The following is a 25,572-nucleotide window of genomic DNA, read 5'->3' on the forward strand; positions in this document are numbered from 1 at the left end:
CCGCGCGGCGTGCCAGGGTGGGCTGTGTCAGCGGGGGTCCGTAGAATCCTTCCGTGAGTTCTGACTACTCGGCCCGCCACCTTTCCGTCCTCGAAGGCCTCGAGGCGGTGCGCAAGCGCCCCGGCATGTACATCGGCACGACCGATTCCCGCGGCCTCATGCACTGCCTCTGGGAGATCATCGACAACTCCGTCGACGAGGCGCTCGGAGGGTTCGGCGACCGCATCGACGTGATCCTGCACCCCGACGACTCGGTGGAGGTGCGCGACAACGGGCGCGGCATCCCCGTGGACGTCGAGCCCAAGACCGGACTGACCGGCGTCGAGGTCGTGATGACCAAGCTTCACGCGGGAGGCAAGTTCGGCGGCGGCTCGTACGCCGCCTCGGGCGGACTGCACGGCGTGGGCGCCTCGGTCGTCAACGCCCTCTCGGAGCGACTCGACGTGTGGGTCGACCGTGGAGGGAAGACCCACCACATGGCCTTCCGGCGCGGCGAGCCCGGATACTTCGCGGATCCCGCCTCGGGCGCGACCCCGCAGGCCGAGTTCACCCCGTTCGTCACGGGCTCCGAGCTCAACGTCGTCGGCAAGGTCGCCAAGGCTCGCACCGGCACGAGGACGCGGTACTGGGCGGACCGCCAGATCTTCAACAAGTCGGCGTCGTTCTCCTACGAGGACCTCATCACCCGCGCCCGCCAGACGGCCTTCCTGGTTCCCGGGCTCGAGATCGTGGTGCGCGACGAGCGCAACCCGCTCGAGCCGACCGAGGAGACCTTCAGGTTCGAGGGCGGGGCCAAGGACTTCGTCGACTTCGTCGCCCCCGACGCCGCCGTCACCGCGACGTGGGAGCTGCGAGGCGAGGCGACGTACACCGAGACCGTACCGGTGCTCAAGGCCAACGGCCATCTGGTGAGCGAGGAGGTCGAGCGCACGTGCGTCGTCGACGTCGCGCTGCGCTGGGGCAAGGGCTACGACTCCGAGGTGCGCAGCTTCGTCAACATCATCTCGACGCCCAAGGGCGGCACTCACCAGGCCGGCTTCGAGCAGGGTCTCGTCAAGGCGCTGCGCAAGGTCATCGAGGCCAACGCGCGCCGGCTCAAGCTCACGGGCAAGGACGGCGCCGAGCGCATCGAGAAGGACGACATCATGGCGGGCCTGACCGCCGTCGTCACCGTCCGCATCCCCGAGCCGCAGTTCGAAGGCCAGACCAAGGAGGTGCTCGGCACCACCCCCGTGCGCGGCATCGTCTCCAAGGTCGTCGAGACCGAGCTCGGCGCGATCCTGGGCTCGGCCAAGCGCGACGACAAGACGCAGGCGACGATCGTGATGGAGAAGATCATCGCCGAGATGCGCGCTCGCGTCGCCGCCCGCAAGCAGAAGGAGATCTCGCGGCGCAAGAACGCCCTCGAGACCTCGTCGCTGCCCGCGAAGCTCGCCGACTGCCGCAGCAACGACGTCGAGTCGTCGGAGCTGTTCATCGTCGAGGGCGACAGCGCGCTCGGCACCGCGAAGCTCGCGCGCCGGTCGGACTTCCAGGCGCTGCTGCCGATCCGCGGCAAGATCCTCAACGTCCAGAAGGCGTCGATCACCGACATGCTGCACAACGCCGAGTGCGCGAGCATCATCCAGGTGATCGGCGCGGGCTCGGGACGCACCTTCGACCTGGAGCAGGCGCGCTACGGCAAGATCATCCTGATGACCGACGCCGACGTGGACGGCGCGCACATCCGCACGCTGCTGCTCACGCTGTTCTTCCGCTACATGCGTCCCATGGTCGACGCGGGCCGCGTCTACGCCGCAGTGCCCCCGCTGCACCGCATCGAGGTCATGGGGTCCGCACGCCGCGAGCGCGAGTACATCTACACGTACTCCGAGCAGGAGCTGAGCGACACGCTCCGCGATCTCAAGCGTGCAGGGCGCAAGTACAAGGAGGACATCCAGCGCTACAAGGGCCTCGGCGAGATGGACGCCGACCAGCTCGCGGAGACGACGATGGACCCCGAGCACCGGACCCTGAGGCGCATCACCGCCGCGGACGCTCAGGCTGCCGAGCGCGTGTTCGAGCTGCTCATGGGCAACGACGTCGGCCCTCGTCGCGACTTCATCGTCGCGGGTGCCGCCGACCTGGACCGATCGAGGATCGACGCATGACCGCCGCCAACCCGAACCCCGCGCTGTGCCCGTCCCACCCGCACGGCTACCACTCCGCTCCACGCGTGAACGCCGAGGGCTCGCGTCACGTCCTGCGTCATCATTCGCTCATCGGCCTGCCCAAGCGCTGCCTCGTGCTCGAGGACGAGCTGCTCGAGGCCGACCGTGAGCTTGACTTCCAGCAGGAGCTCACCGTGATCGAGCGGACCCACGCGCCGGTGTGGGCGGTGCTGTGGCCGCTCGCGGCGGTGCTCGCCGTCGGGGTCGCGCTGCTGTTCACGTGGGTGCCCGCGGTGGCGGCGGTGGCCGCGGGCGTCTCGGCGCTCGTGATCGAGCGCGTCGGCCACGCGGTCCAGCGCGAGCGCCAGCGTCGCATCGCGGACTGGCGTCGACGCGTGGGCCGCTGATCCTCAGGGGCCGTTTCGCGTGACACCTGGGACCTTCGTGCTTCGAACGTCGGGACCTCGGTAGGCAAGAATGGTGGATGTGACCGAAGCATCAGTCCCGGAAGCTCAGATCGACTCGGTGGAGCTTGGCCGCCGTTCCGGCGCCATCATGCGCACGGGCCTGATGATGCTCGAGGCGGGCACGGCGAGCTACCGCGTCAAGCAGGCGATGTCCGCGGTCGGTGACACGCTCGGCGTCGACCAGGTGCACGAGCAGGTGACGCTCACCGAGATCACGCTGACGTCGCGCGTCGGGCACCGGTTCCGCACCGAGGTGGCCGAGATCCGCAAGGCGGGCGTGAACGCCGACCGCATCGCCGCCCTCGACCGGTTCCGCCGCGAGCTTCCCGAGACCAGCACGCCTGGTGACATCCACCGTGCTCTCGACGCGATCGAGCGCACTCCCGCCCGCTACAGCCCGCTGTTCAACGCCGCGGCGGCGGGCGCCGCGTGCGGAGGGTTCGCCGCCTTGAACCAGGCCCACCCCGTCGAGATCGCGGTGGTGTTCGTCGCGGCAGGCGCGGGCCAGTTCCTGCGCCGACACCTCGCGCACAAGGGCTTCAACGCGTTCGGCACCACGATCCTCGCGGCGTTCCTCGCCACGGGGCTCTACCTGGGCGTGCTCGGGCTGATCGGACTCGTCGGGCCCGGCCTGGAGGTCCACGCCTCGGGCTACATCTCGTCGGTCCTGTTCCTCCTGCCCGGTTTCGCGCTCATCACGGGCACACTCGACATGGCCAAGCTCGACTTCACCGCGGGCCTGTTCCGCGTGGGTTACGGCCTGATGATCGTGATGGGGGCGGGCGTCGCCGTCTGGGCGCTGTCGCTCATGAGCAGCCTCGACACCTCGCAACGCGCCACCACCCTGCCGCTGTGGGCGCAGATCCTGATCTGGGCGGTCGCGAGCTTCGTGGGCGTGGCCGGCTTCGCGCTGATGTTCAACTCGCCGTGGCGCATGGCGATGAACGCCGCGTGGATCGGCATGGTCGCCTACGTGGTCCGGCACCTGCTCCAGGAGATCGACATCCCCATCCAGATGGCCACGGCCATCGCCTGCATCCTCATCGGGATCCTCGCTGCGATCTTCTCCTCGGGAGGACGGTGGCCGGTTATCACGCTCCAGGTGCCGGCGGCGCTCGTGCAGATCCCCGGGGTCCCCGCGCATGAGGCGATCGTGGCGCTCAACGAGGCCGACTACACGGCCGCCGTGTCGGGCATCCTGCAGGTCACCCTGGCCGGTATCGCTATCCTCGTCGGCCTGGTCCTCGCGAAGCTCATCACCGACTGGGAGTGGTCCTTCGAGCGCTGACGCGCGTCACGCTGTCGGGACGATGCGGTCGTCGGGACATGCGGCGGTCGCGGACCCGGCGTCGCCAGGCCCGCGACTCATCAACCGATCCCGAGCACGGGTGCCGCGAGAGGCGAGCCGGAACCGTCGCGTCGTCCATGCTCCTCGGGAAGCTCCACGGCCTGGCCGCCGCCGGAGGTCGCGCGAGCGGGCGCGGCGCCGACGTAGGCCACGAGGAGCGCGTCCTCGCCCTTCAGGAAGCGGTGGGCGCGGACGCCGCCCGTCGCGCGACCCTTGCCGGGGTACTCCGAGAAGGGCGTGACCTTCGCCGAACCCGGCGTCGTCCCCGGCAGCGCCGACGACGGGCCGGAGATCGTCACGACCACGGGCTCGCTCTCGTCGGGCTGGAGGACGCCGAAGAACAGCGCCTGAGCGTCACCGAGGTTGATGCCGGCGATGCCCCCGCCGGCGCGACCCTGCGGGCGGATGCCCGAGGCGGGGAAGTGCAGAAGCTGCGCCGTGGTGGACACGAAGACCACCTCGGCATCGTCGGCGGCGTTGCCCGCGCCGATGACCCGGTCGCCGTCCTTGAGGCCGATGACCTCCCAGACCTCCTTGGAGGGCTCGTCGCCCACGGCGACGCGCTTGACGACGCCGTTCACCGTGCCGAGCGTCAGCGGCGCCTCGGCGCCGAGCGGAACGATCGTCACGACCTCCTCGCCCTTGTCGAGCTGTAGGAGCTCGGCGAGTGGGACGCCCCCGCCGAGCGACGGCGGCTCGGCCGAGGGCGCGAGCGCGGGCACATCAAGCAGCGACAGCCGGTGCAGGCGACCCGTGCTGGTGACGACACCGACGTCGGCGCGCGCGGAGGCGGGCACGACGGCACGGAGGACATCGTGGGCGGAACGGCGACCCTCGCGGGCGACGGGGGAGTCGTCGGCGGTGCGCGCGATCAGCCCCGTGGCGGACAGCAGCGCGAAGCACGGGGTGTCCTCGATCTGCATCGACAGCGGGGCCGCCTTGCCGTTCGCGGCGGCGCCGGGCACGCCGGCGGCCGAGGTCGACGCGGGCGCGCCCGCGTCCGCGAGCAGGATCGTGCGCCGCGGGGTGCCGTACTCGGCGGCGACAGCGTCCATCTCGCGGCCCACGACGTCACGCAGCACGCGGTCGGAGCCGAGGATCTCCTCGAGCTCGGCGATCTCCGCGAGCAGCTGCGCCTTCTCGTTCTCGAGCTCGAGGCGCGAGAAGCGCGTGAGGCGACGCAGGCGCAGCTCGAGGATGTACTCGGACTGGATCTCCGACAGGTCGAAAGCGGTCATGAGGGCGCTCTTCGCGGCCGACGCATCGTCGGAGGAGCGGATGATCTGGATGACATCGTCGATGTCCAGGATCGCGATCAGCAGGCCGTCGACCAGGTGCAGACGGTCCTTGCGGGCCGCGAGGCGGAACGCGGAGCGACGACGCACGACGGTGAGCCGGTGGTCGACCCACACGCGCAGCAGCTCCTTGAGGCCCAGCGTGCGCGGCTGGCCATCGACGAGCGCGACGTTGTTGATCGAGAACGACTCCTCGAGCGGCGTGACCTTGTACAGGCGCTCGAGCACCGCGTCGGGGTTGAAGCCGTTCTTGATCTCGATCACGAGGCGCGTGCCATGGTGACGGTCGGTGAGGTCCGTGACCGCGGAGATCCCCTCGAGCTTGCGGCTCGAGACGGCGTCCTTGATCTTCTCGATGACCTTCTCGGGGCCCACCTGGTACGGGAGCTCCGTGACGACGATGCCCTGGCGGCGCGCCGTGACCTTCTCGACCTTGGTGGTCGCTCGGGTCTTGAACGCGCCCTTGCCGGTCTCGTAGGCCTGCTTGATGCCGTCGAGCCCGACGATCCTGCCGCCGCCGGGCAGGTCGGGGCCGGGAACGAAGCGCATGAGCTCGTCGAGCGTCGCGCCGGGGTTCGCGAGCAGGTGACGGGCCGCGGAGACGACCTCGACGAGGTTGTGCGGCGCCATGTTGGTCGCCATGCCGACCGCGATGCCCTGCGCGCCGTTGACCAGCAGGTTCGGGATCGCGGAGGGCAGCACGGCGGGCTGCTGAAGCTTGTTGTCGTAGTTGGGCACGAAGTCGACGACGTCCTCGCCGAGGTCCGCGATCATCGCCATGGCGCCCGTCGCGAGGCGCGCCTCGGTGTAGCGCGAGGCCGCGGGACCGTCGTCGAGCGAGCCGAAGTTGCCGTGGCCGTCGACCAGGGGGAGCCGGAGCGAGAACGACTGCGCCATGCGCACGAGCGCGTCGTAGATCGCGCTGTCACCGTGCGGGTGGTACTTGCCCATGACCTCGCCGACCACACGGGAGGACTTCACATGCGCACGCTCGGGACGCAGCCCCATGTCACCCATCGTGTAGACGATGCGGCGCTGCACCGGCTTCATGCCGTCACGAGCGTCAGGGAGGGCGCGCGAGTAGATGACCGAGTACGCGTACTCGAGGAACGAGCTCTCCATCTCGGCGCTGACGTCGATGTCGACGATCTGCGCATCCGCCTCGGGTGCCATCTCTCTCCTGTCCTTCGGTGGTCGAGGGCCGTCAAGCATTGTCCCTCGCGCTGCGCCACGGCCGTGTCAGGCCACGCTGGGGAGGTCCCCACGGCGTGCGCAGAAGTGGAAGAATAGCGCGCATGCCCCAGACCCTCGAGGAATCCGTCGCCGTCGCGGGATACTACCCGGCGCTCGCCACGACCGTGCTGCGCTCGGCCATCGCGGGAGAGGACGTCCACGCGCACTTCGTGCAGACGGAGACCACGTTCGACACCGCCGAGGTGCGGCGGCACATGACGGTGCTCGTCCTCACGGACAGCAGGCTCATGCGCGTTCACATGGACGACGGGGTGGGCCCGACGGGGGAGAACACCCATGAGGCCCAGGCGACGGTCGAGACCTCGCTCGTGAGCAATCTGCGGACCATGGCGCTCACGCACGTGGTGCACCACCCCGAGACGTTCAAGGAGGGCGACCTGCCGAGCGAGCTCGTGCTCGCGGTGGGCAACGGCATCCACACCCGGATCGAGCTCGAGCCGGCCACATGCGGTGATCAGAACTGCGAGGCCGACCACGGCTACACGGGCGGCATCACCGGCGACGACACCCTCGTGCGCGTGTCCGCCATCGCGGACGGCGCCGACGCCGTGCGCGCTCTTCAGGACTTCGCGGCGACGCTTCAGCGCAGGCTTGGCGAGAAGGCGTGACGTTCGAGGCGAGACTGGCGGCCGTCGGTCTCGAGAAGCCGGACTACGGCGGTCGTGAGCTCGGCGCCGTCCTGCCGGCGGCGCTGGCCGCGGTCGGGGCGGGTCACGCGGTCCGGTCCCGCAACGCCGATGCAGACCGGGTGCGTTTGGGGATCCCGCGTGCGAAGCACGTGATCGTCGCCGTGGTTGACGGTCTGGGCCACCAGCAGCTCGACGCGCGTCGCGGCCACGCGCCGTTCCTGCGCTCGATGGTGTCGGGCAGCATCACCGCGGGCTTCCCGACCACGACGGCCACGTCGCTCGCCCTGTTCGGCACGGCCGAGCCGGCAGGACGCACCGGCATGGCCGGGTACAGCGTCCGCAACCCCCGCACGGGCGGGCTCGCGAACCTGGTCTCGTGGGAGGGCGCCTACCGCGCCGAGGAGTGGCAGCCCCGCCCCGTGCTGCTCGAGGAGGCGGCGCGCGAGGGGCTGACCGTCACGACGCTCGGCCAGGCGAGGTTCGCGGGCTCGGGGCTGACCCAGGCCGCGCTGCGAGGCGGGGACTTCATCGGCGCGGAGCGGCTCGCGGACCGCGTGGACGTGGCCGCCGGCATCGCAGGACGGCCCGGCGTCTCGTACCTGTACTGGGGCGAGATCGACAAGGTCGGCCACCACCGCGGCTGGGGCTCAGGCGAGTGGGTCGCGGCTCTCGAGGACGCGGACGCGGAGTTCAAGCGCCTGGCCCGCTCGCTGCCGAAGGACGCGGTGCTCGTGGTCACAGCGGACCACGGCATGCTCGACGTGACCGGCGCGCCGAGGTGGGACGTCGCCGACGAGCCGGGGCTCGCGCAGGACGTCGAGCTCGTGGCGGGGGAGCAGCGGGCGGTGCATCTGCACCTCACGGCGGGCGCAGACCCCGATGCCGTCGTCGCTCGGTGGCAGGACATCCTCGGCACGCACGCCGCCGTCGGCACGCGGGAGGATGTGGTGGCGGCGGGACTCGTCGGACCCCTGGACGATGCGGTGGCCGCCAGGTTCGGCGACGTGATCGTCGCGATGGCGGGGCGGGCGACCGTCGTCGACTCTCGGACGCAGACGCCTCAGTCGCTCCAGCTCATCGGCGTGCACGGCTCGCTGACGCCGGAGGAGCTGCACGTGCCGCTCCTCACGATCGTTCCCGACTGACTCCTGTCAGTCGTGCTTGGCGCCGAAGACGATCTCGTCCCAGCTCGGCACCGACGCCCGGCCGCGGCGGGGACGCCGCTCGCCGTTCGCGGGAGTGCGCGGAGACGCCGCGGAGGGCGCGGAGCGCGTCGTGGGGGTCTCGAGCGTGTCGCGCGGGGCCTCCTCACGCTGGGGAGCCCCGAAGCCGGTCTCCGCCTGACGCGCCTTGGCGGCGGGGCCGAAGCCCTCGAAGCCGCCGTCCTCGTCGTCGTCGAGCTCGTCCACGGGCTCCTCGCGAGTGCCGCGACGCTCGGCCAGATCCTCGAGCAGCAGCTCGGTCGGGCTCATCGGCTCGTCCTCGTGGGCGACCGCGGTCGGCTGCGCCGGGCGCACCGGGTGGGTGACGACCTCCTCGGTGTCCACCTCGCCGCGCACGGCGGCGAGGTGACGCTTGGGGATCGGCACGTCGAGCAGCTCGGTCTCGGTGAGCCAGCGGGCCTCATCGTCCTGCGCCGCGAGCGACCGCGCCTGGTGATCGAAGGTCCACAGTGCACGCACCGAGCGGCCCTCGGTGCGGAAGTCCACGCAGACCTTCCATGGCTCGTCGATCTCGCGCCAGGCGTCCCAGGCGAGGGCCTCGGTGTCCACGCCACGCTGAGCGAGCCGGTCGGCCACGAGATCGCCGAGGATCGGTGCGCCAGCGTCCGAACCGATGCGGGTGTCACGCGCGAGCGCGACGATGTAGCCGCGCTCCGCGATCACCGGGGCCTCGAACTTCGCGAGGGCCTCGACCGGCTCTCCCGTGAGCTCGGCGAGCTCGGCCGCGGTGAGCCCGGCGCGGATGCGTTGCTGGATCTCCTTGGGCGACATGGTGCTGGACGCTGTCTCGGCCCGGGGCGCCGTCGCGCGCGTGCGCGCGGCCGCGTGCCGCACCGCCTGGCGCAGCTCGTCTGTCACGGCAAGGTGGAACTCGTGACCGTCGTCGTCAGCGAGGATCAGGTGCTGAGCGTCGTCGGCCGGTCCCACCACATGGAGCTCGGTCATGCCCTCAGGGTGCCACGGCGTGCCGTGAGGGGCGCGCACGCCACGCGGTGGGGCAGGATGGACGCATGACAGAGCCGCTCGCACTGCTGGACGTCGCCACCCGACTCGCGCACGAGGCGGGCGATCTCGTCGTCAGGGGGCGTGAAGGCGCGCGCATCGCCGGGACCAAGTCCTCCGCGGCCGACATCGTCACGGAGATGGACCTCGCGGCGGAGCGGCTCCTGCGGGAGCGGATCGCCGAGCTGCGACCCGACGACGGCATCCTCGGCGAGGAGGGCGACGACGTCCCTTCCCGTTCGGGCATCACCTGGGTGCTCGACCCGATCGACGGCACCGTCAACTACGCCTACGGGATCCCCTATTACGGAGTGTCGGTCGCAGCCGTCTCCGGTCCCGCGCGCACGCACGAGTGGACGCAGCTGGCCGGAGCCATCAGCACCGGCACGAATGAGCTGTGGACAGCCGCCCGCGGCGAGGGAGCATGGCACGACGGCGAGCCGCTGCGCCGCGTCTCGGCGCCGCCCCTCGCGACCACGCTCGTCGCGACGGGCTTCCAGTACGTCCCCGAGCTGCGTGAGCAGCAGGGCCGGGTGGTTGCGGGGATGCTTCCGGTCGTGCGCGACATTCGCCGGATGGGCGCCGCCGCGCTCGATCTGTGCCACGCGGCGGCAGGGATCGTCGACGCCTACTACGAGCACAGGATCAACGCGTGGGACATGGCCGCCGGCGGACTCGTCGCGACAGAGGCCGGGCTCATGGTGGCAGGGCTGGAGGGCGGGCCCGCCGATGAGCGCATCGTCATCGCCGCCCACCCGGATGTGTGGTGGGACCTCCAACGCGCGCTCCTCGCCGCAGGCGCCGCGGAGGTCAACGCTCCGTCCTAGGCACGCCGTGCCGCTCACGGGTGGCGCCGTGCCGTCTTTTGGTGCAGAATGCACGCGCCTGCGGGAACAAAACTCCACCGCGGAGCATTCTTGAGGCAGTTCAACTGCCGCGAAGGGACCGATGCCAGGATGGCCACCGATTACGACGCACCTCGCAAGACCGACGACGAGATCTCGGCTGACTCGATCGAGGAGCTGAAGGCCCGCCGCTCCGACAAGTCGTCGGGCGTGGTCGACGAGGACGAGACCGAGGCCGCAGAGGGCTTCGAGCTCCCCGGCGCCGACCTCTCGGGCGAGGAGCTCTCCGTGCGCGTCCTGCCCGCCCAGCAGGACGAGTTCACCTGCATGAGCTGCTTCCTCGTGCACCACCGCAGCCAGCTCGCCGAGTTCAAGGGCGACGACCCGATCTGCTCGGAGTGCGCGGGCTGACGGCCTGGGAGCCTCGATTCATGACCGACGTTGACGTGCTGCTGAGCACGACCTCCCCGGACGTCCCGATCCCCGCCTACTCCCACCCGGGAGACGCGGGAGCCGACCTCACCACGCGTGTCGCCCTGACCCTGGGTCCTGGCGAGCGCGCGACCGTGCCGACGGGGGTGAGGATCGCGCTTCCCGACGGCTACGTCGCGCTCGTCCATCCCCGCTCGGGGCTCGCGTCGCGTCACGGCGTCACCGTCGTGAACGCGCCGGGCACCGTCGACGCGGGGTATCGCGGCGAGGTCGCGGTGACGCTGCTCAACACCGATGCGACCGCTGCCGTGCAGTTCGAGGTGGGCGACCGCATCGCGCAGCTCGTGATCCAGCGCGTCGAGCGCGCTCGCTTCGTCGAGGTCGAGCACCTCCCCGGGTCCCACAGGGGCGAGGGCGGCTTCGGCTCCACGGGAGTCGAGACGGGGCGGACGCCCGCGTGACCGGCGCGATGCTGGTGGAGCGGGTGACTCCCGCACGCGACCTCGAGCCGCGTACGCTCGCCCGGGTTCAGGGACGCATCGTCGCGGTTCAGGTCGAGCCGGCCGACGCCGCGCCCAAGGTGATCGTGCGCGTGGATGACGGCACGGGCTTCGTCCATGCCGTCTTCATGGGCCGTCGCGAGATCCCCGGCATCGAGCCGGGACGCAGCCTCGACCTCGAGGGCCGCGTGTGCGAGACCGGGGCGGAGCCCAAGATCTACAACCCTCGCTACGAGATCCGATGATGAGCGAGCAGGGCACCGGGCCGTCCCGGAGCTCCGAGCCGGACCAGGACGGCGAGTCGACGCAGCAGGCCGAGGCCTCCGTGGACCGCCGCGCGGGTCTCGCCGCGCTCCTCGACTCGGATGAGTTCTCGCTCCATGAGGCGGTCGGCGGCTGGCGAGGCTTCATGGAGTCCGCGCTTCCGGGGCTCGTCTTCGTGATCGCGTTCGTGGGATGGGGCGGTTTCAGGGTCCCCGTCATCGCGTCCGTCGGCACGGTGGTCGTCCTCGTGGCTGCACGCCTCATCCAGCGCACCCCGATCACCCAGGCGCTCTCCGGAGTACTGGGCGTGGGACTCGGCGCGGTGTGGGCGTGGCGCGCGGGGGACGCGAGCGGCTACTTCGTTCCGGGCCTGTGGATCAACGCCGCCTGGATGGTGGGCGTGGCGCTCACGATGCTCGTGCGGTGGCCGCTCGTTGGGATCGTGATGTCCCTCGTGAACGGCCAGGGGACCGAGTGGCGCAGGCACAAGGGGACGATGGCCCGCTACCAGTGGGGCAGCGCGATCCTCGCCGCGATGTTCGGTCTGCGGCTCCTGGTCCAGGTGCCGCTGTACCTCAGCGACCAGGTCGCGGTGCTCGGAACGGCGAAGCTCGTGATGGGGCTGCCGCTGACCGCGCTCACGCTGTGGGCTATCTGGTTCCTGGTGCGGACCCCAGCACATCCTGAAGAGCCTGAGGCTCCGCTTCCGCCGACACGATGAACAGCAGCTCGTCCCCGGCCTCGAGGGTGTCCTCGGGGGTGGGGGCGATGGTGCGGTCGCCGCGGATGATGCAGGACAGGACGGTCTCGGAGGGCCACGGGATCTCGCGCATGAGCGCGCCCACCACGGGCGAGGTCTTCGGCAGCGTGACCTCGATGATGGACGCGCCCGACTGATGGAAGGTGAACACCTTCACCAGGTCTCCGACGGACACGGCCTCCTCGACCATGGCGGTCATGATGCGAGGCGTGGAGACCGCGACGTCGACGCCCCACTGGGTGTCGTACATCCACTCGTTGCGAGGGTTGTTCACGCGCGCGACCGTGCGGGGCACCGCGAACTCCGTCTTCGCGAGGAACGACACGACCAGGTTGGCCTTGTCGTCGCCCGTCGCGGCCACGACGACGTCCATCTCCTCGACGGCGGCCTCGCGCAGAGCGGCGAGCTCGCAGCCGTCCGCGAGCATCCACTCGGCCTGAGGGACCTGAGCGACGCGCATCGCCGTCGGCTGGTTGTCCATGAGGAGCACCTCGTGACCGTGCGCGATCAGGTCGGACGCGATCGACCGGCCCACGGAGCCGGCCCCGCAGATCAGCACCTTCATCGCTCGCCTCCCGGGCGTCGGGCGGCCACTCGCTGCGCGGCGGACGCGACGGCGTCGGGGACGGCGAAATAGGCCTCGTCGCCCGACTGGATCAGGCTCGACGCGTCCGGCAGCACGCACTCGCCGAAGCGCACCACGTACGCGAGACGCGTGCCCATCGCCTTGTCGATGGCGGAGTACTTGGTTCCGATCCACTCAGCGTTCACCGCGATGCGCCGTACCGACACGCCGACCGCAGGGTCGTGGAAGACCTCATCGACTCCGCCAGGGAGCATCCGGTCGACCATCTGCGCCGCGGTCCACGGCACCGGGGCGACCGTGGGGATGCCGAGACGTCGGTAGACCTCCGCGCGGCCGGGGTCGGCGATGCGCGCCACGACGTTGTCCACGCCGTAGGTCTCGCGCACCACTCGGGCGGCGAGGATGTTGGAGTTGTCGCCGCTCGACACGGCGGCGAACGCGTAGGCGTCCTCGACACCGGCGGAGGACAGGGTCTCGCGGTCGAAGCCGATCCCAGTGATCTTCTGTCCCTGGAAGTCTGCTGGCAGGCGGCGGAAGGCGTCGGCGGCCTGATCGATGATCGCCACCGAGTGTCCGCGCGCCTCGAACTCCGCCGCGAGCGACGCGCCGGTGCGACCGCACCCGAGGATCACGATATGCACAAGCCCACACGCTATACCCCCCGGCCCTAGGATGGTGCGACGTGCGAGGGTTTCTGAAGAAGATGAAGGGCCTCGTGTTCGGCAGCCCGGTGGCCACCGACCGCGCGACGCCGATCCTGCTGCGGACGCGGCTGGCGCTGCCGGTCTTCGGCGCGGGACTGCTCTCGGCGGTCGCCTACGCTCCCGACGCGATCATCTCCTCGCTGCGCAGCGGCGGCCAGCAGACGGCGTCGATGGTCGTGGGACTCGGCGTCGTCGCCATCCTCATGCTGCTCGCGCTCGCCTACGGATCCAACGTCCGCAGCCGTCCCGACGAGCGCGCCGACTACGGGCTCGTGCGAGAGGTGCTCGGCGCCGGCCCCGGGCTCGTCACGGGCGCGGCGCTGCTCGTCGACTACCTGTTCACGGTCGCCGTGTCCGTGTCGGCGATCACGGGGATCCTCGTCTACATCGTCCCGGAGGCCGACGGCTGGCAACGCGCCATCGGCGTGTCCGTGATCGCGATCATGACGCTCGTGAGCCTGCGCGGCATCCGCGACCGGACCCGCGTGCTGCTCGCGGTGTGGTTCGGTTTCCTGATCGTGATCGGCGTCCTCGTCGTCGTCGGCGTCGCGTTCCCGGCGCTGTCCATCCAGGCGCCGGAGCAGCCCGAGGTCACCCGATCCGCGTTCCTCGCGTTCGCTGGAGCGATCTCCTCCGGCGCCGTCATGGTCACGGGCATCGAGCACCTGGCGTCGTCGGGTCCGTATCACGCGCCTCCTCGCGGCCTTCGCGCCGGGAGGACGGTCCTCATCGCGGCCGCGGCCGCGAGCGCGGCGTTCCTCGCGGTGATCTGGCTCGCGTGGCGGTTCCGCGTGACCGGCTGGGTCCAGGGGCCGGTGCTCCTCCAGGTGACGGAGAGGGTCACCGACCTGCACCCGGCGGTGTGGGTGGTCGGCTTCGCCGCCGCAGGCATCCTCTACGCGGCCGCCTCGGCGGTGTTCCGCAGGTTCTCCAACCTGGCATCCCTGCTGTCGCGCGACGCGTACCTCCCGCGCCAGCTGTCGATGGCCAACGACCGCTTCGTGTTCCGGGGCGGGGTGCTCACCGTGGCCGTGGCCTCGTCGCTGGTCGTGATCGCCGCCGACGCGGACCTGCTCGTGCTCGTCCACATGTACGTCATCGGCGTGTTCTCATCGATCGTCCTCAGCCAGCTCGCGATGGTGCGGCACTTCAGCGGTGTGCTCGAGCGCGAGGGCTCCGCGCGCAAGCGGCGCTCGCTGCACGGGCGTCGGGTCCTGCACGCCGTCGCCGCGGTCGTGGCGCTGATCGTGTGGATGGTTGTCGTCATCTTCAACTTCCTCGCGGGCGCGTGGATCGCGATCGCGGCGATGATCCTCCTCGTCGTGCTGATGCGGGCGATCCACGTGCACTACGCGCGCATGAAGGAGGACGTCCAGCTCACGCCCGAGGATCGCTCGGACGCGCTGCCGAGCGCGACCCATGGCGTCGTGCTCGTCGCGCAGCTGCATCGGCCCGCGATGCGCGCGCTCGCCGTCGCCAAGGCGGCACGGCACGCGCGCCTCGAGGCGGTCGCCGTGGCCACCGACAAGCACGCGGCCAAGGAGCTGCAGCGCGAGTGGGGGCGGCGGACGATGGGCATGCCGCTGATCGTGCTCGACTCGCCCTACCGCGATCTCGCGGGTCCCGTGCTCAAGCACATCCGTCACCTGCACCGCGAGAGTCCCCGCGACGTGGTCGTCGTCTACGTGCCCGAGTACGTGGTGGGCCGGTGGTGGGAGAGGTTTCTCCACAACAAGTCGACCGAGCGGCTGCGGGAGCAGCTGCTGCACGTGCCGAACGTCGTCGTGTCGGCGGTCCCGTGGCAGCTCGAGTCGGCGCGCGAGCGCGCCGCAGAGATCGCCGCGGTGCAGGAGTCGGGGAACCAGGACCGAGACGAGGAGACCGCATCATGACCACCCGCATCACCGTCGAGGTGGGCGCGCCCGCGCACGGCGGGCATTGCGTCGCCCGACACGAGGGACGCGCGGTGTTCGTGCGCCACGCGCTTCCCGGTGAGACGGTCGTCGCCGAGGTCGAGGACGATGCGCCCGACGCGCGGTTCTGGAAGGCCGAGACGGTCGAGGTGCTCGAGGCCTCGCCCGACCGGGTCGAGCACCCGTGGCCCGAGGCCGGGGCCGGGGGCATCGGCGGAGCGGAGCTCGGCCACGCGTCGCTCGACGCGCAGCGCCGGTGGAAGCACGCCGTCCTCGTCGAGGCGTTCGAACGGTTCGCAGGCGTCGCCTTCGAGGGCGCCGTGCACGCCGCGCCCGGGGACGATGCGCGGGGCGGGCTCGCGTACCGCACGCGGGTGAGCGCGACGGCGGGGGAGGACGGCCGGCCGTCGATGGTCGTCCCCTCGACGGGCGAGCGGCGGGCGCTGATCGAGATGCCCCTCGCGGTCTCCGAGGCGGAGACCGCGCTCCTCAAGGCGCGCACCGCGCCGGGCAACCGCATCGACGTCACCGCGACGTCGACGGGCGAGCTCGCGGTGACGACCACGGGACGCGAGGCCCGTGAGCTGTGGCTGAACGAGCGCATCGTCCATGGGGACGGCGAGCTGGCCTACCGGGTGCGTGCCGCGGACTTCTGGCAGGTCCACCGCGAGGCCCCGCGCGTGCTCGTGGATGCCGTGATGTCGCGGATCCTGACGGACGGGCCGGTGCTCGACCTGTACTCGGGCGCGGGCCTGTTCGCGCTGCCCGTCGCGGTCGCAGGACGTCCCGTCGTCGCGGTCGAGGCTCCGGAGCGAGGCGCCGCCCCGCCGGCGCTGGCCGCGAACCTCAAGGGCCGCGCCGGCGCCGAGGCGATCGGCGCGGACGTCCGTCAGTACCTCATGCGCGCGGCCACGACGCGGGACTGGACCGACGCGAGCATCGTCCTGGACCCTCCGCGCGCCGGAGCGAAGGCGCGCAACATCGCCGCGCTCGCCGCGCTCGGCGCGCCCCGCATCGTCTATGTGGCGTGCGACCCCGTCGCGCTGGCCCGCGACACCGCGCTGCTGCGCGACGAGGGCTACGACCTCATCGAGGCGCAGGCGCACGACCTGTTCCCGATGACCCACCACATCGAGACCGTCGCGTCGTTCACCCGGCGGTGACGCGCGAGGATGCGGCCTCGGCGATGACGCGTCACGCGAGGCTAGGATGAACCCGATCGACAGCACTGGAGGAGCCGCATGAGCGTGAACACCCTGGGAGCCAAGGCAACGCTGGCCGTGGGAGACCTGGACTACGAGATCTACCGGCTGGATGCGGTGCCGGGGCTGGAGAAGCTCCCGTACTCCCTCAAGGTGCTCGCCGAGGCGCTGCTGCGCACCGAGGACGGCGCGAACATCACCGCCGACCACGTGAAGGCACTCGCCTCGTGGGACCCGTCGGCCGACCCCGACACGGAGATCCAGTTCACGCCCGCGCGCGTCGTGATGCAGGACTTCACCGGAGTGCCGTGCATCGTGGACCTCGCGACCATGCGCGAGGCCGTCGCCGAGCTCGGCGGCGACCCGTCCGTCATCAACCCGCTCGCCCCCGCCGAGATGGTCATCGACCACTCGGTCGTGATCGACATCTTCGGCCGCAAGGACGCGCTCGAGCTCAACACCGCGCTCGAGTACCAGCGCAACCGCGAGCGCTACCAGTTCCTGCGCTGGGGCCAGACCGCGTTCGACAACTTCAAGGTCGTGCCCCCGGGCACCGGCATCGTCCACCAGGTCAACCTCGAGTACCTGGCGCGCGGCGTGATGACCAAGGACGCCGACGGCGTCACCCAGGCGTACCCCGACTCGTGCGTCGGCACCGACTCGCACACGACGATGATCAACGGCCTGGGCGTGCTCGGCTGGGGCGTGGGCGGCATCGAGGCCGAGGCGGCGATGCTCGGCCAGCCCGTGTCGATGCTCATCCCGCGGGTCGTCGGCTTCAAGCTCTCGGGGGCGATCCCCGCGGGCGCGACCGCGACCGACGTGGTGCTCACGATCACGGAGATGCTTCGCAAGCACGGCGTCGTCGGCAAGTTCGTCGAGTTCTACGGCGACGGCGTCGGCGCCGTGCCGCTGGCCAACCGCGCCACGATCGGCAACATGAGCCCCGAGTTCGGCTCGACCGCCGCGATCTTCCCGATCGACGGCGTCACGATCGACTACCTGCGTCTGACCGGTCGTTCCGCCGAGCAGGTCGCGCTCGTCGAGGCGTACGCCAAGGAGCAGGGGATGTGGCACGACCCGGCGGCCCCGGGTTACATCGAGCCCACCTTCTCCGAGTACCTCGAGCTCGACCTGTCGACAGTCGTCCCGTCCATCGCGGGACCCAAGCGCCCCCAGGACCGCGTCGCGCTGTCCGAGTCGAAGCCGCAGTTCGAGAAGGCGATCTCGCAGGTGCGCGCCGGCGACGCGAAGGACGCGACCTACGTCAACGAGGCCGGCGAGACCGTGCCGCTCAAGGACGGCGACGTCGTCATCGCGTCGATCACCTCGTGCACCAACACGTCGAACCCGTCGGTGATGCTGGCCGCCGCGCTGCTCGCGCGCAACGCCAACGAGAAGGGCCTCGCGTCCAAGCCGTGGGTCAAGACCTCCATGGCCCCCGGCTCGCAGGTCGTGACCGACTACTACGAGAAGGCCGGCCTGTGGCCCGACCTCGAGGCGCTCGGCTTCCACCTCGTGGGCTACGGCTGCACCACGTGCATCGGCAACTCGGGCCCGCTGCCCGAGCCCGTGTCCGGCGCGGTCAACGACCACGATCTGACCGTCGTCTCGGTGCTCTCGGGCAACCGCAACTTCGAGGGTCGCATCAACCCCGACGTGAAGATGAACTACCTCGCGTCGCCGCCGCTCGTCATCGCGTACGCGCTCGCCGGCACGATGGACTTCGACTTCGAGACCCAGGCGCTCGGGACCGACCCGTCCGGCGCGGACGTGTACCTGCGCGACATCTGGCCCGACGCGGCCGAGGTCGAGGCGATCGTCGGCTCGTCCATCACGCAGGAGATGTTCGAGAAGGACTACGCGGACGTGTTCGCGGGCGACGCGAGCTGGCAGGGCCTGCCCACGCCCGACGGCAAGACCTTCGAGTGGGAGGACGCCTCCACGTACGTGCGGAAGCCCCCGTACTTCGAGGGGATGGGCCTCGCGCCGGAGCCCGTCCAGGACATCACGGGAGCCAGGGTGCTCGCGCTGCTGGGCGACTCCGTGACGACCGACCACATCTCGCCCGCGGGCTCGATCAAGGCGGACAGCCCTGCGGGCAGGTACCTCGCGGAGCACGGCGTCGAGCGGCGAGACTTCAACTCGTACGGCTCACGTCGCGGCAACCACGAGGTGATGATCCGCGGCACGTTCGCGAACATCCGCCTCAAGAACCTGCTGCTCGCGGACGCCGAGGGCAACGTCGTCGAGGGCGGCTTCACCAAGGACCACCTCACGGGTGAGCAGACCACGATCTACGACGCCTCGGTCGCCTACGCGGAGGCCGGCATCCCTCTCGTGGTGCTCGCGGGCAAGGAGTACGGCTCCGGATCGTCGCGCGACTGGGCGGCCAAGGGGACGAGCCTGCTGGGCGTGCGCGCGGTCATCACGGAGAGCTTCGAGCGCATCCACCGCTCGAACCTCATCGGCATGGGCGTGATCCCGCTGCAGTTCCCCGCGGGGGAGTCGGCGGCCTCGCTCGGGCTCGACGGCACCGAGACCTTCGACATCGTGGGCGTGAGCGCGTTCAGCGCGGGCGAGCACCCGAAGACCCTGCCGGTGAAGGCGACCAAGGCGGACGGCTCGGTCGTCTCCTTCGACGCGGTGGTCCGCATCGACACCCCCGGAGAGGCCGACTACTTCCGCAACGGCGGCATCCTTCAGTACGTGCTCCGCTCGCTCGTGAACGCCTGAGACCGGTCTCTGCGTCAGGGGTCGAAGACGAAGGACTCCGCTACCGTCGCGAGCTGGTCCATCGTGGCGGTAGCGGAGTCTATGTCCGAGATCTCGATCGCCAAGGTTCCGCCGTCGTAGGCCAGCAGGTAGAACCGCATCGTCATGTGCGGGATCACGCCGTGCAGCAGGCTCGACGGGTCCTGGCCCATGATCAGCGCGCCCACGGTCACCTCGTCGAGCCCCTCGTGGCATGTGGGAAGGTCGACGTCCTCACGCGCGCGTACCTCGAGCATCACACCGGAGAGGCCACCGATGCTGACCGGAACCGCCTCGGTGGCCTCGATCCACGGCCTCCGGGCCATCCATGAGGCCAGCTGCTGCGGCGTCTCGGCGCCATCGGATGCCCTCGTGAAGACGCAACCTTCCGCCGCCTCGAGACTCGGCGCGACCACCGACGTGTAGACGCCGATGAAGTCGGAGGTCCCGGCGTTGATGCCGGCGAGCGTCTGGCCGGGCGGCGTGAGATTGAAGTTGCCGAAGGTGTCCTCGTAGTTGAACCATCCGTCGTCGGGGACCGAGTACGTCAACGTGGGCAAGAACGCGACGGTGGTGTAGTCGCGGGCAGCGTCGATCGCGCCGAGGCAGAGGAAGCCTTCCGGGTCCGGGCACGCAGGACGCTCCGATGATGCCGTCGCGGTGGACCCGCTCGCCGCCTCCTCGGCTCCGGTGGGGGACGAGGCAGCGGTGGCCGCATCGTCATGCACATCGCCTGAAGCGCAACCCGAGAGCGCGGCCGCGAGCGCCGCGACGGCGGTTGCCGCGGCACGCTGAGCACCTCGGAACGTCGGGCGCGGGGACCCGGCGCCGGGGACGGAGGCGTCCTCACGCATCTCGCCAGTGTACGTCCGGGGCCGCCGGATCGTGCTTGGGGATCGTGGTAGGGGCGTGGAGGAGCCGTGAGAGAGTGTGCCCGTGAGCGTCCGGCATGGCGCGAGCGCCGGGGGCGGAACCGCGTAAAGTGGTGTGACCCCGGTCCCGTCGAAGGAGGAATGAGCGTGCTGGAGCGCATCGAGTCACCGCAGGATCTGCGGGGACTCACGTACGAGGAGCTGGGCGAGCTCGCCGAGGAGATCAGGGACACCCTGGTCGACTCCGTGTCGCGCACCGGCGGGCACCTGGGGCCGAACCTCGGCGTGGTCGAGCTGACCCTCGCGCTGCATCGCGTCTTCGAGTCGCCGCGCGACTCGCTCGTGTTCGACACCGGGCATCAGTCGTACGTGCATAAGCTCGTCACGGGCCGTCAGGACTTCTCGGCGCTCCGCCAGCGTGGGGGCCTGTCCGGGTACCCGTCGCGTGCCGAGAGCGAGCACGACGTGGTCGAGAACTCGCACGCGTCCACGGCGGTCTCCTGGGCGGCCGGCATCGGCAGGGCCTACGCCCTCAAGGGCGAGTCCGAGCGCACCGCCGTCGGCGTGATCGGCGACGGCGCGCTCACCGGCGGCATGGCGTGGGAGGCGCTCAACTCCCTCGCGGACAGCGACGACAGGGTCGTGATCGTCGTCAACGACAACGGTCGCTCGTACGCCCCGACGATCGGCGGGCTCGCGCGCAAGCTGGACGGCGTGCGGGTGGACCCGCGCTACGAGCAGTTCCTGGGCTGGGGCAAGCGCAACTTCCAGAACCGCGGGCGCTTCCGCGCGTTCACCTACACGACGGTCATGCACGCCAAGCGGGCGCTCAAGGGCCTGCTCACTGACCAGGGGATGTTCGAGGACCTCGGGCTCAAGTACATCGGCCCGATCGACGGGCACGATCAGCGGCACCTCGAGCTCGCGCTGCGTCAGGCGCGCGACTACGGCGCTCCCGTCCTCGTGCACGTCCTCACCGAGAAGGGCCGCGGCTACGAGCCAGCGGAGCAGGACGTCGCCGACCGCTTCCACGCCGTCGGGCAGATCCACCCCGAGACGGGCCTGCCGGTGGTTCCGTCGCGCTTCGGGTGGACCAAGGTGTTCGCCGACGAGATGGTGAAGGTGGGGAGGGAGCGGGACGATGTGGTGGCGCTCACCGCGGCGATGCTCGCCCCGGTGGGGCTGCAGCCCTTCGCGGACGAGTTCCCCGGGCGCGTGATCGACGTCGGGATCGCCGAGCAGCATGCCGTCACGAGCGCCGCCGGCCTCGCCTTCGCGGGGATGCACCCCGTCGTCGCCGTCTACGCGACGTTCCTCAACCGCGCCTTCGACCAGGTGCTCATGGACGTCGCGCTGCACAAGGCGGGCGTGACCTTCATGCTCGACCGCGCCGGCATCACGGGCGACGACGGCGCGAGCCACAACGGCATGTGGGACATGGCGCTCCTGCGCCACGTGCCGGGACTGCGGCTCGCGGCTCCGCGCGACGAGGCGACGCTGCGGTCGGCGTTCCGTGAGGCCCTCGACGTCGACGACGCCCCGACGGTGGTGCGCTACCCCAAGGGCGCCGTGGGCGACGATCTCCCGGCCCTGCGGCGCGTGGAGGACCTTGAGATCCTCACCGAGCTCGGTGAGGGGCCCGCCCAGGTCGTCGTGCTCGGCATCGGCGCCATGGCGCCCACCGCGGTCGAGGTCGCAGGCAAGCTCGCAGCCGAGGGCCGGTCGGCGATCGCCGCGACCGCCACATGGGTGCGCCCGGTGCCCGAGGGGCTGCTCGAGCTGCTCGGTGACGCCGAGCTCGTCGTCACCGTCGAGGACGGCCTCACCGACGCGGGGGTGGGTCAGGAGTGGGCGGAGTTCGCACGACTCGCGGGTCGCACCGCGCGATGGTCGCACCACGGCGTCCCGCGCGAGTTCCTCGATCATGCGACGCGCGCGCAGATCGTGGAGCGCGTCGGGCTCGACGCGTCCGCGATCGCGGAGCGCGCGAGCGCGCTGCTGTCCCGCTAGCCTTCCGCGTCGTCGGCCGCGCTCTGCGCGGCGGCCTCGAGGAATGCCTCGGCGAGAACGGGTGCGACCAGGTCCATCTGCCACTCGCGGGCGCCCCGGGACGCGAGAAGGTCGCGGATCTCTGGCTGTCCGCCGCCCCGGTGCTCCCAGCACGCGCGCCGCACGGCGTCCGGCTGCAGGAGGTTCTCCGCGGGGATCCCGTGCTTCTCCGACAGATCGGCGATCCTGGGCTTGACGAGCTGCAGCCGCGCCGCGGCGTCGGGACGCTTGTCGTTCCATGCGCGGGGCGGAGGCGGGCCGTCGCCCTTGGGTCCGCGTCGCGCGGGAAGCTTCTCGGTCGGCAGCGTCATCGCGGTCTCGATCGCGGGCCACCACCGCGGGGCCGCCTTCTTGGTTCCGCGGGAGCGCCATTCGGGAAGCTCCAGCAGCGCGGCGTACGTGGCGGGCTTCGCGTGAGCGGCCGCGACGATCGCGGCGTCCCGCAGGACCCTGCCGGGGGAGATGTCCCTCCGCTGCGCCTCGCGATCCCGGCTGAGCCACAGCTCGCGCACGATCGCGAGCCCTCGCTGGTCGCGGACCTGATGACTTCCGGAGGTGCGCCGCCACGGCTCGGGGCGGGGCGCTGGGGGACCCGCGACGCGCGCGGCCTCGAACTCCTGCCGCGCCCACTCGAGCTTGCTCGCGGCCGCGAGCTCGGCCTCCAGGTGATCGCGGATCTCGATCAGCACCTCGACATCGAGCGCGGCGTACACGAGCCAGTCGTGGGGGAGCGGGCGCGTCGACCAGTCCTGAGCCGAGTGCTCCTTCGCGAGCGCGAGGCCGAGCACGCGCTCCACGACCGCCGCGAGGCCCACCTTGGGCCACCCGAGGAGGCGAGCGGCGAGCTCGGTGTCGAACACGGCTGCGGGCGCCATCCCGAGCTCGCGCATCCCAGGAAGGTCCTGGCTTGCCGCGTGGAAGACGAACTCGGCGTCACCGACCGCCTGCTGCAGGGACGAGAGGTCCGGCAGCGCAGCGGTATCGATCAGCGCGATGCCCGCCCCCGCCCGCTTGAACTGCGCAAGATACGTGGCCTGGCCGTAGCGGAAGCCCGAGGCGCGCTCGGCGTCAGCCGCGATCGGACCGGTGCCGTTCGCGAACGCGGCGACCGCCTCGGCCAAGGCCTCGGGAGTGTCGATGACGGGCGGGACCCCGCCCGCCGGCTCGGTGAGCGGAACGGGCACGGGAGCCTGGTCGGCCTCCTCGGCGGGTGCCTCGGCGCTCATGCGCGGCCCCCAGGGAGCAGCGTGACGCCCTCGGGCACCGGAGGCACCCCCGCGCACGACGCGAGCAGCTCGGTCCAGGCCACGATGTGCGGGCCGATCTTCGCGTCGGCGGGCGTCCACGACGCGCGCAGCTCCACCCGGACCTCATCGGGACGTTCGTCGAGATCGCCGTACGACCTCGAGACGACCTTCGTCACAGTTCCTCCTCGGTGCCTGTGCGGCACATCCTCAAGCGCCTCCTCGAGGCGCGACCACGCGACATCCGCCCAGATGTCCTCGGCGCCGACCTCGGCGTCCGCGAGGGCCTTGACGAGCGCCACGACGCGCCAGGTGCCTTCCCAGGTCTCCTGGCCCTCAGGGTCGTGCAGCAACACGAACCTGCCGGTGCCTTCGACATCGGCACCGATGACCTCGCCGTCGACAGCGGCGGCGAACGGCGCTATCCGGGTGGGCGCGGGACTCTCCGACAGCCGCACGTCGGATCGTGTCCGAGCGTCCCTGATCGACCGCAACGCGTCCTGGAAGACGGGCGGCGCCGAGGAGAGGTCGGGTGCCATGATCCTGAGACTAGGACCCTCGGTGCTCCCGTCATCGTACGCCACGCTGTCATCGACCCTCTAGGCTGGTACGCGGAGTTCTCCCCGACGTAAGGAAGTGCTATGTCCCTCGCTCAGATCGGTGTGACCGGGCTCGCGGTCATGGGCCGCAACCTCGCCCGCAACTTCGCGCGCAACGGGTTCACCGTCGCGGTTCACAACCGTTCGCCGCAGAAGATGACATCCCTCCTGGCGGACCACGGCACCGAGGGTGACTTCGTCGGCTGCGAGTCGCTCGAGGACTTCGTCGCGGCGCTCGAGCGCCCGCGCAAGATCGTCATCATGGTCCAGGCCGGCGCTGCGACCGACGCGGTGATCGACTCGCTCGTGCCGCTGCTCGACGAGGGCGACATCATCGTCGACGCGGGCAACGCGCACTTTCCCGACACGCGTCGGCGCGAGGCTGACCTCAAGGCCAAGGGCCTGCACTTCGTGGGCTGTGGCGTGTCGGGCGGTGAGGAGGGAGCCCTCCTCGGCCCGTCGATCATGCCGGGTGGCCCTGCCGAGTCGTACGAGACCCTCGGCCCGATCCTGGAGAAGATCTCCGCGAAGGTCGACGGCGTGCCGTGCTGCACCCATGTCGGCCCCGATGGCGCGGGTCACTTCGTGAAGATGGTCCACAACGGCATCGAGTACGCCGACATGCAGCTCATCGGCGAGGCGTACCAGGTCCTGCGCGACGCGCTCGACCTCACGCCCTCCGAGATCGGCGACATCTTCGCCGAGTGGAACGACGGCGACCTTGAGTCGTTCCTGATCGAGATCACCGCCGAGGTGCTCAAGCAGGTCGACGCCAAGACGGGCAAGCCGCTCGTCGACGTCATCGCCGACCAGGCGGGACAGAAGGGCACCGGCCGCTGGACGGTCCAGAGCGCTCTCGACCTCGGGGTCCCCGTCACGGGCATCGCCGAGGCGACCTTCGCCCGCGCGATCTCGAGCCAGCTCGCCCAGCGCGAGGCGGCTCGCGACGTGCTCTCGGCGTCGACAGGCGACTGGCACATCACCAACCGCGAGGGGTTCATCGAGGATGTCCGTCTCGCGCTGTACGCGTCCAAGGTGGTCGCCTACGCGCAGGGCTTCGACCAGATCCAGGCCGCCTCCGCGGAGTTCGACTGGAGCGTCGACCGTGGCGCGATGGCTCGCATCTGGCGCGGAGGCTGCATCATCAGGGCGCAGTTCCTCAACCGCATCACGGAGGCCTACGAGCGCGACTCCGATCTCGCGACGCTCCTCGTCGACCCGTACTTCTCGGACATCCTGTGCGGCGGCGTCGGCGCGTGGCGTCGGATCGTGTCGCAGGCGGCTCTGACAGGTGTTCCCACGCCGGCCTTCTCGTCGTCGCTCGCGTACTACGACGCCCTGCGCTCCGAGCGCCTGCCTGCCGCGCTGATCCAGGGCCAGCGTGACTTCTTCGGCGCGCACACGTACAAGCGGGTCGACGCTGAGGGCACGTTCCACACGCTGTGGTCCGGTGACCGCAGCGAGGTCGAGGCCTAGCCCC

The 25,572-nt window shown here is 70.8% G+C and carries 22 protein-coding genes; 15 read left to right on the top strand and 7 right to left on the bottom strand.

Features of this window, described 5'->3' with window-relative positions; translation table 11 throughout:
• The first annotated feature begins 53 nt into the window (after positions 1-53).
• The 3 genes from AOP78_RS05095 to AOP78_RS05105 all read left to right on the top strand — a co-directional run bounded on the left by AOP78_RS05095 (position 54) and on the right by AOP78_RS05105 (position 3,905).
• Positions 54-2,150 (top strand): DNA gyrase/topoisomerase IV subunit B, encoded by a 2,097-nt coding sequence (locus AOP78_RS05095; protein WP_062202139.1) that lies wholly within the window; start codon positions 54-56, stop codon positions 2,148-2,150.
• A complete protein-coding gene (locus tag AOP78_RS05100) occupies positions 2,147-2,557 on the top strand; it encodes a hypothetical protein (protein ID WP_062202140.1) in 411 nt (136 codons plus the stop codon). The genes AOP78_RS05095 and AOP78_RS05100 overlap by 4 nt, the downstream gene beginning before the upstream one ends.
• A 79-nt stretch (positions 2,558-2,636) precedes the next feature.
• Positions 2,637-3,905, top strand: a complete 1,269-nt coding sequence (locus AOP78_RS05105; protein WP_160297596.1) for a threonine/serine exporter family protein — start codon at positions 2,637-2,639, stop codon at positions 3,903-3,905.
• An 80-nt stretch (positions 3,906-3,985) separates the two neighbouring features.
• On the opposite strand, the gene AOP78_RS05110 is transcribed toward AOP78_RS05105, so the two are convergent.
• Positions 3,986-6,433, bottom strand: a complete 2,448-nt coding sequence (locus AOP78_RS05110) for a DNA gyrase/topoisomerase IV subunit A (RefSeq protein WP_062202142.1) — start codon at positions 6,431-6,433, stop codon at positions 3,986-3,988.
• Between the two features lie 122 nt (positions 6,434-6,555).
• On the opposite strand from AOP78_RS05110, the gene AOP78_RS05115 reads away from it, so the two are divergent.
• Together AOP78_RS05115 and AOP78_RS05120 are read left to right on the top strand one after the other, a co-directional pair.
• Positions 6,556-7,122 (top strand): DUF5998 family protein, encoded by a 567-nt coding sequence (locus AOP78_RS05115; RefSeq protein ID WP_062202143.1) that lies wholly within the window; start codon positions 6,556-6,558, stop codon positions 7,120-7,122.
• A complete protein-coding gene (locus AOP78_RS05120; protein WP_062202144.1) occupies positions 7,119-8,288 on the top strand; it encodes an alkaline phosphatase family protein in 1,170 nt (389 codons plus the stop codon). The genes AOP78_RS05115 and AOP78_RS05120 overlap by 4 nt, the downstream gene beginning before the upstream one ends.
• Positions 8,289-8,294: 6 nt before the next feature.
• On the opposite strand, the gene sepH is transcribed toward AOP78_RS05120, so the two are convergent.
• A complete protein-coding gene (sepH, locus tag AOP78_RS05125) occupies positions 8,295-9,311 on the bottom strand; it encodes a septation protein SepH (RefSeq protein WP_062202145.1) in 1,017 nt (338 codons plus the stop codon).
• A gap of 65 nt (positions 9,312-9,376) precedes the next feature.
• Between sepH and AOP78_RS05130 the strand changes: the two genes are divergently transcribed.
• From AOP78_RS05130 to AOP78_RS05150, 5 genes are all read left to right on the top strand, one after another.
• The gene (locus tag AOP78_RS05130) at positions 9,377-10,195 is read left to right on the top strand and encodes an inositol monophosphatase family protein (RefSeq protein ID WP_062202146.1); all 819 of its coding nucleotides are present in this window, start codon (positions 9,377-9,379) and stop codon (positions 10,193-10,195) included.
• 129 nt (positions 10,196-10,324) lie between these two features.
• Positions 10,325-10,624, top strand: coding sequence for a DUF4193 domain-containing protein (locus AOP78_RS05135; RefSeq protein ID WP_062202147.1), 300 nt, complete (start codon positions 10,325-10,327; stop codon positions 10,622-10,624).
• A gap of 20 nt (positions 10,625-10,644) precedes the next feature.
• Positions 10,645-11,106 (top strand): dUTP diphosphatase, encoded by a 462-nt coding sequence (gene dut / locus AOP78_RS05140; protein WP_062202586.1) that lies wholly within the window; start codon positions 10,645-10,647, stop codon positions 11,104-11,106.
• Positions 11,103-11,390, top strand: coding sequence for an OB-fold nucleic acid binding domain-containing protein (locus AOP78_RS05145; RefSeq protein ID WP_062202148.1), 288 nt, complete (start codon positions 11,103-11,105; stop codon positions 11,388-11,390). The genes dut and AOP78_RS05145 overlap by 4 nt, the downstream gene beginning before the upstream one ends.
• Complete coding sequence (locus AOP78_RS05150; RefSeq protein WP_062202149.1) at positions 11,387-12,130, top strand: DUF3159 domain-containing protein; 744 nt, start codon at positions 11,387-11,389, stop codon at positions 12,128-12,130. The genes AOP78_RS05145 and AOP78_RS05150 overlap by 4 nt, the downstream gene beginning before the upstream one ends.
• Here the strand turns inward: AOP78_RS05150 and AOP78_RS05155 are convergent.
• Both AOP78_RS05155 and AOP78_RS05160 read right to left on the bottom strand, forming a co-directional pair.
• On the bottom strand, positions 12,060-12,734 hold the full coding sequence (locus AOP78_RS05155; RefSeq protein ID WP_062202150.1) for a potassium channel family protein: 675 nt from the start codon (positions 12,732-12,734) through the stop codon (positions 12,060-12,062). The genes AOP78_RS05150 and AOP78_RS05155 overlap by 71 nt on opposite strands.
• Positions 12,731-13,396, bottom strand: coding sequence for a potassium channel family protein (locus AOP78_RS05160; RefSeq protein WP_062202151.1), 666 nt, complete (start codon positions 13,394-13,396; stop codon positions 12,731-12,733). The genes AOP78_RS05155 and AOP78_RS05160 overlap by 4 nt, the downstream gene beginning before the upstream one ends.
• Before the next feature lie 41 nt (positions 13,397-13,437).
• On the opposite strand from AOP78_RS05160, the gene AOP78_RS05165 reads away from it, so the two are divergent.
• The 3 genes from AOP78_RS05165 (at position 13,438) to acnA (ending at position 19,310) form a co-directional block, all read left to right on the top strand.
• Positions 13,438-15,351 carry an APC family permease gene (locus AOP78_RS05165; RefSeq protein WP_152659410.1) on the top strand — a complete coding sequence of 638 codons (1,914 nt, stop codon included), beginning with the start codon at positions 13,438-13,440 and terminating at the stop codon, positions 15,349-15,351.
• On the top strand, positions 15,348-16,535 hold the full coding sequence (locus AOP78_RS05170) for a class I SAM-dependent RNA methyltransferase (RefSeq protein ID WP_062202153.1): 1,188 nt from the start codon (positions 15,348-15,350) through the stop codon (positions 16,533-16,535). Before AOP78_RS05165 ends, AOP78_RS05170 begins: the two co-directional genes overlap by 4 nt.
• A 78-nt stretch (positions 16,536-16,613) precedes the next feature.
• Complete coding sequence (acnA, locus tag AOP78_RS05175) at positions 16,614-19,310, top strand: aconitate hydratase AcnA (protein WP_062202154.1); 2,697 nt, start codon at positions 16,614-16,616, stop codon at positions 19,308-19,310.
• A gap of 14 nt (positions 19,311-19,324) precedes the next feature.
• On the opposite strand, the gene AOP78_RS05180 is transcribed toward acnA, so the two are convergent.
• On the bottom strand, positions 19,325-20,182 hold the full coding sequence (locus AOP78_RS05180) for a hypothetical protein (protein WP_062202155.1): 858 nt from the start codon (positions 20,180-20,182) through the stop codon (positions 19,325-19,327).
• 159 nt (positions 20,183-20,341) lie between these two features.
• Here AOP78_RS05180 and dxs point away from each other — a divergent pair, with 159 nt between their 5' ends.
• Positions 20,342-22,210 (top strand): 1-deoxy-D-xylulose-5-phosphate synthase, encoded by a 1,869-nt coding sequence (gene dxs / locus AOP78_RS05185; protein ID WP_062202156.1) that lies wholly within the window; start codon positions 20,342-20,344, stop codon positions 22,208-22,210.
• Here dxs and AOP78_RS05190 read toward each other — a convergent pair.
• Positions 22,207-23,475: an HRDC domain-containing protein gene (locus tag AOP78_RS05190; RefSeq protein WP_062202157.1), complete on the bottom strand. Its 1,269-nt coding sequence runs from the start codon at positions 23,473-23,475 to the stop codon at positions 22,207-22,209. The genes dxs and AOP78_RS05190 overlap by 4 nt on opposite strands.
• Positions 23,472-24,032, bottom strand: a complete 561-nt coding sequence (locus AOP78_RS05195; RefSeq protein WP_062202158.1) for a DUF3000 domain-containing protein — start codon at positions 24,030-24,032, stop codon at positions 23,472-23,474. The genes AOP78_RS05190 and AOP78_RS05195 overlap by 4 nt, the downstream gene beginning before the upstream one ends.
• Positions 24,033-24,134: 102 nt before the next feature.
• On the opposite strand from AOP78_RS05195, the gene gnd reads away from it, so the two are divergent.
• Positions 24,135-25,568, top strand: coding sequence for an NADP-dependent phosphogluconate dehydrogenase (gene gnd / locus AOP78_RS05200; protein ID WP_062202159.1), 1,434 nt, complete (start codon positions 24,135-24,137; stop codon positions 25,566-25,568).
• Positions 25,569-25,572: the final 4 nt, after the last annotated feature.

Origin of the sequence: Demequina salsinemoris, assembly GCF_000974805.1 — a bacterium.
GTDB classification, from domain to species: Bacteria; Actinomycetota; Actinomycetes; order Actinomycetales; family Demequinaceae; genus Demequina; species Demequina salsinemoris.

Excerpts from the sequence above, each read along its gene's own strand:
- AOP78_RS05110 (WP_062202142.1), bottom strand. The coding sequence starts at position 6,433 with ATGGCACCCGAGGCGGATGCGCAGATCGTCGACATCGACGTCAGCGCC.
- acnA (WP_062202154.1), top strand. The coding sequence starts at position 16,614 with ATGAGCGTGAACACCCTGGGAGCCAAGGCAACGCTGGCCGTGGGAGAC.
- AOP78_RS05100 (WP_062202140.1), top strand. The coding sequence starts at position 2,147 with ATGACCGCCGCCAACCCGAACCCCGCGCTGTGCCCGTCCCACCCGCAC.
- AOP78_RS05135 (WP_062202147.1), top strand. The coding sequence starts at position 10,325 with ATGGCCACCGATTACGACGCACCTCGCAAGACCGACGACGAGATCTCG.
- AOP78_RS05190 (WP_062202157.1), bottom strand. The coding sequence starts at position 23,475 with ATGAGCGCCGAGGCACCCGCCGAGGAGGCCGACCAGGCTCCCGTGCCC.
- AOP78_RS05130 (WP_062202146.1), top strand. The coding sequence starts at position 9,377 with ATGACAGAGCCGCTCGCACTGCTGGACGTCGCCACCCGACTCGCGCAC.
- dut (WP_062202586.1), top strand. The coding sequence starts at position 10,645 with ATGACCGACGTTGACGTGCTGCTGAGCACGACCTCCCCGGACGTCCCG.
- AOP78_RS05170 (WP_062202153.1), top strand. The coding sequence starts at position 15,348 with ATGACCACCCGCATCACCGTCGAGGTGGGCGCGCCCGCGCACGGCGGG.
- sepH (WP_062202145.1), bottom strand. The coding sequence starts at position 9,311 with ATGACCGAGCTCCATGTGGTGGGACCGGCCGACGACGCTCAGCACCTG.
- AOP78_RS05155 (WP_062202150.1), bottom strand. The coding sequence starts at position 12,734 with ATGAAGGTGCTGATCTGCGGGGCCGGCTCCGTGGGCCGGTCGATCGCG.
- dxs (WP_062202156.1), top strand. The coding sequence starts at position 20,342 with ATGAGCGTGCTGGAGCGCATCGAGTCACCGCAGGATCTGCGGGGACTC.
- AOP78_RS05180 (WP_062202155.1), bottom strand. The coding sequence starts at position 20,182 with ATGCGTGAGGACGCCTCCGTCCCCGGCGCCGGGTCCCCGCGCCCGACG.
- gnd (WP_062202159.1), top strand. The coding sequence starts at position 24,135 with ATGTCCCTCGCTCAGATCGGTGTGACCGGGCTCGCGGTCATGGGCCGC.
- AOP78_RS05150 (WP_062202149.1), top strand. The coding sequence starts at position 11,387 with ATGATGAGCGAGCAGGGCACCGGGCCGTCCCGGAGCTCCGAGCCGGAC.
- AOP78_RS05115 (WP_062202143.1), top strand. The coding sequence starts at position 6,556 with ATGCCCCAGACCCTCGAGGAATCCGTCGCCGTCGCGGGATACTACCCG.
- AOP78_RS05195 (WP_062202158.1), bottom strand. The coding sequence starts at position 24,032 with ATGGCACCCGACCTCTCCTCGGCGCCGCCCGTCTTCCAGGACGCGTTG.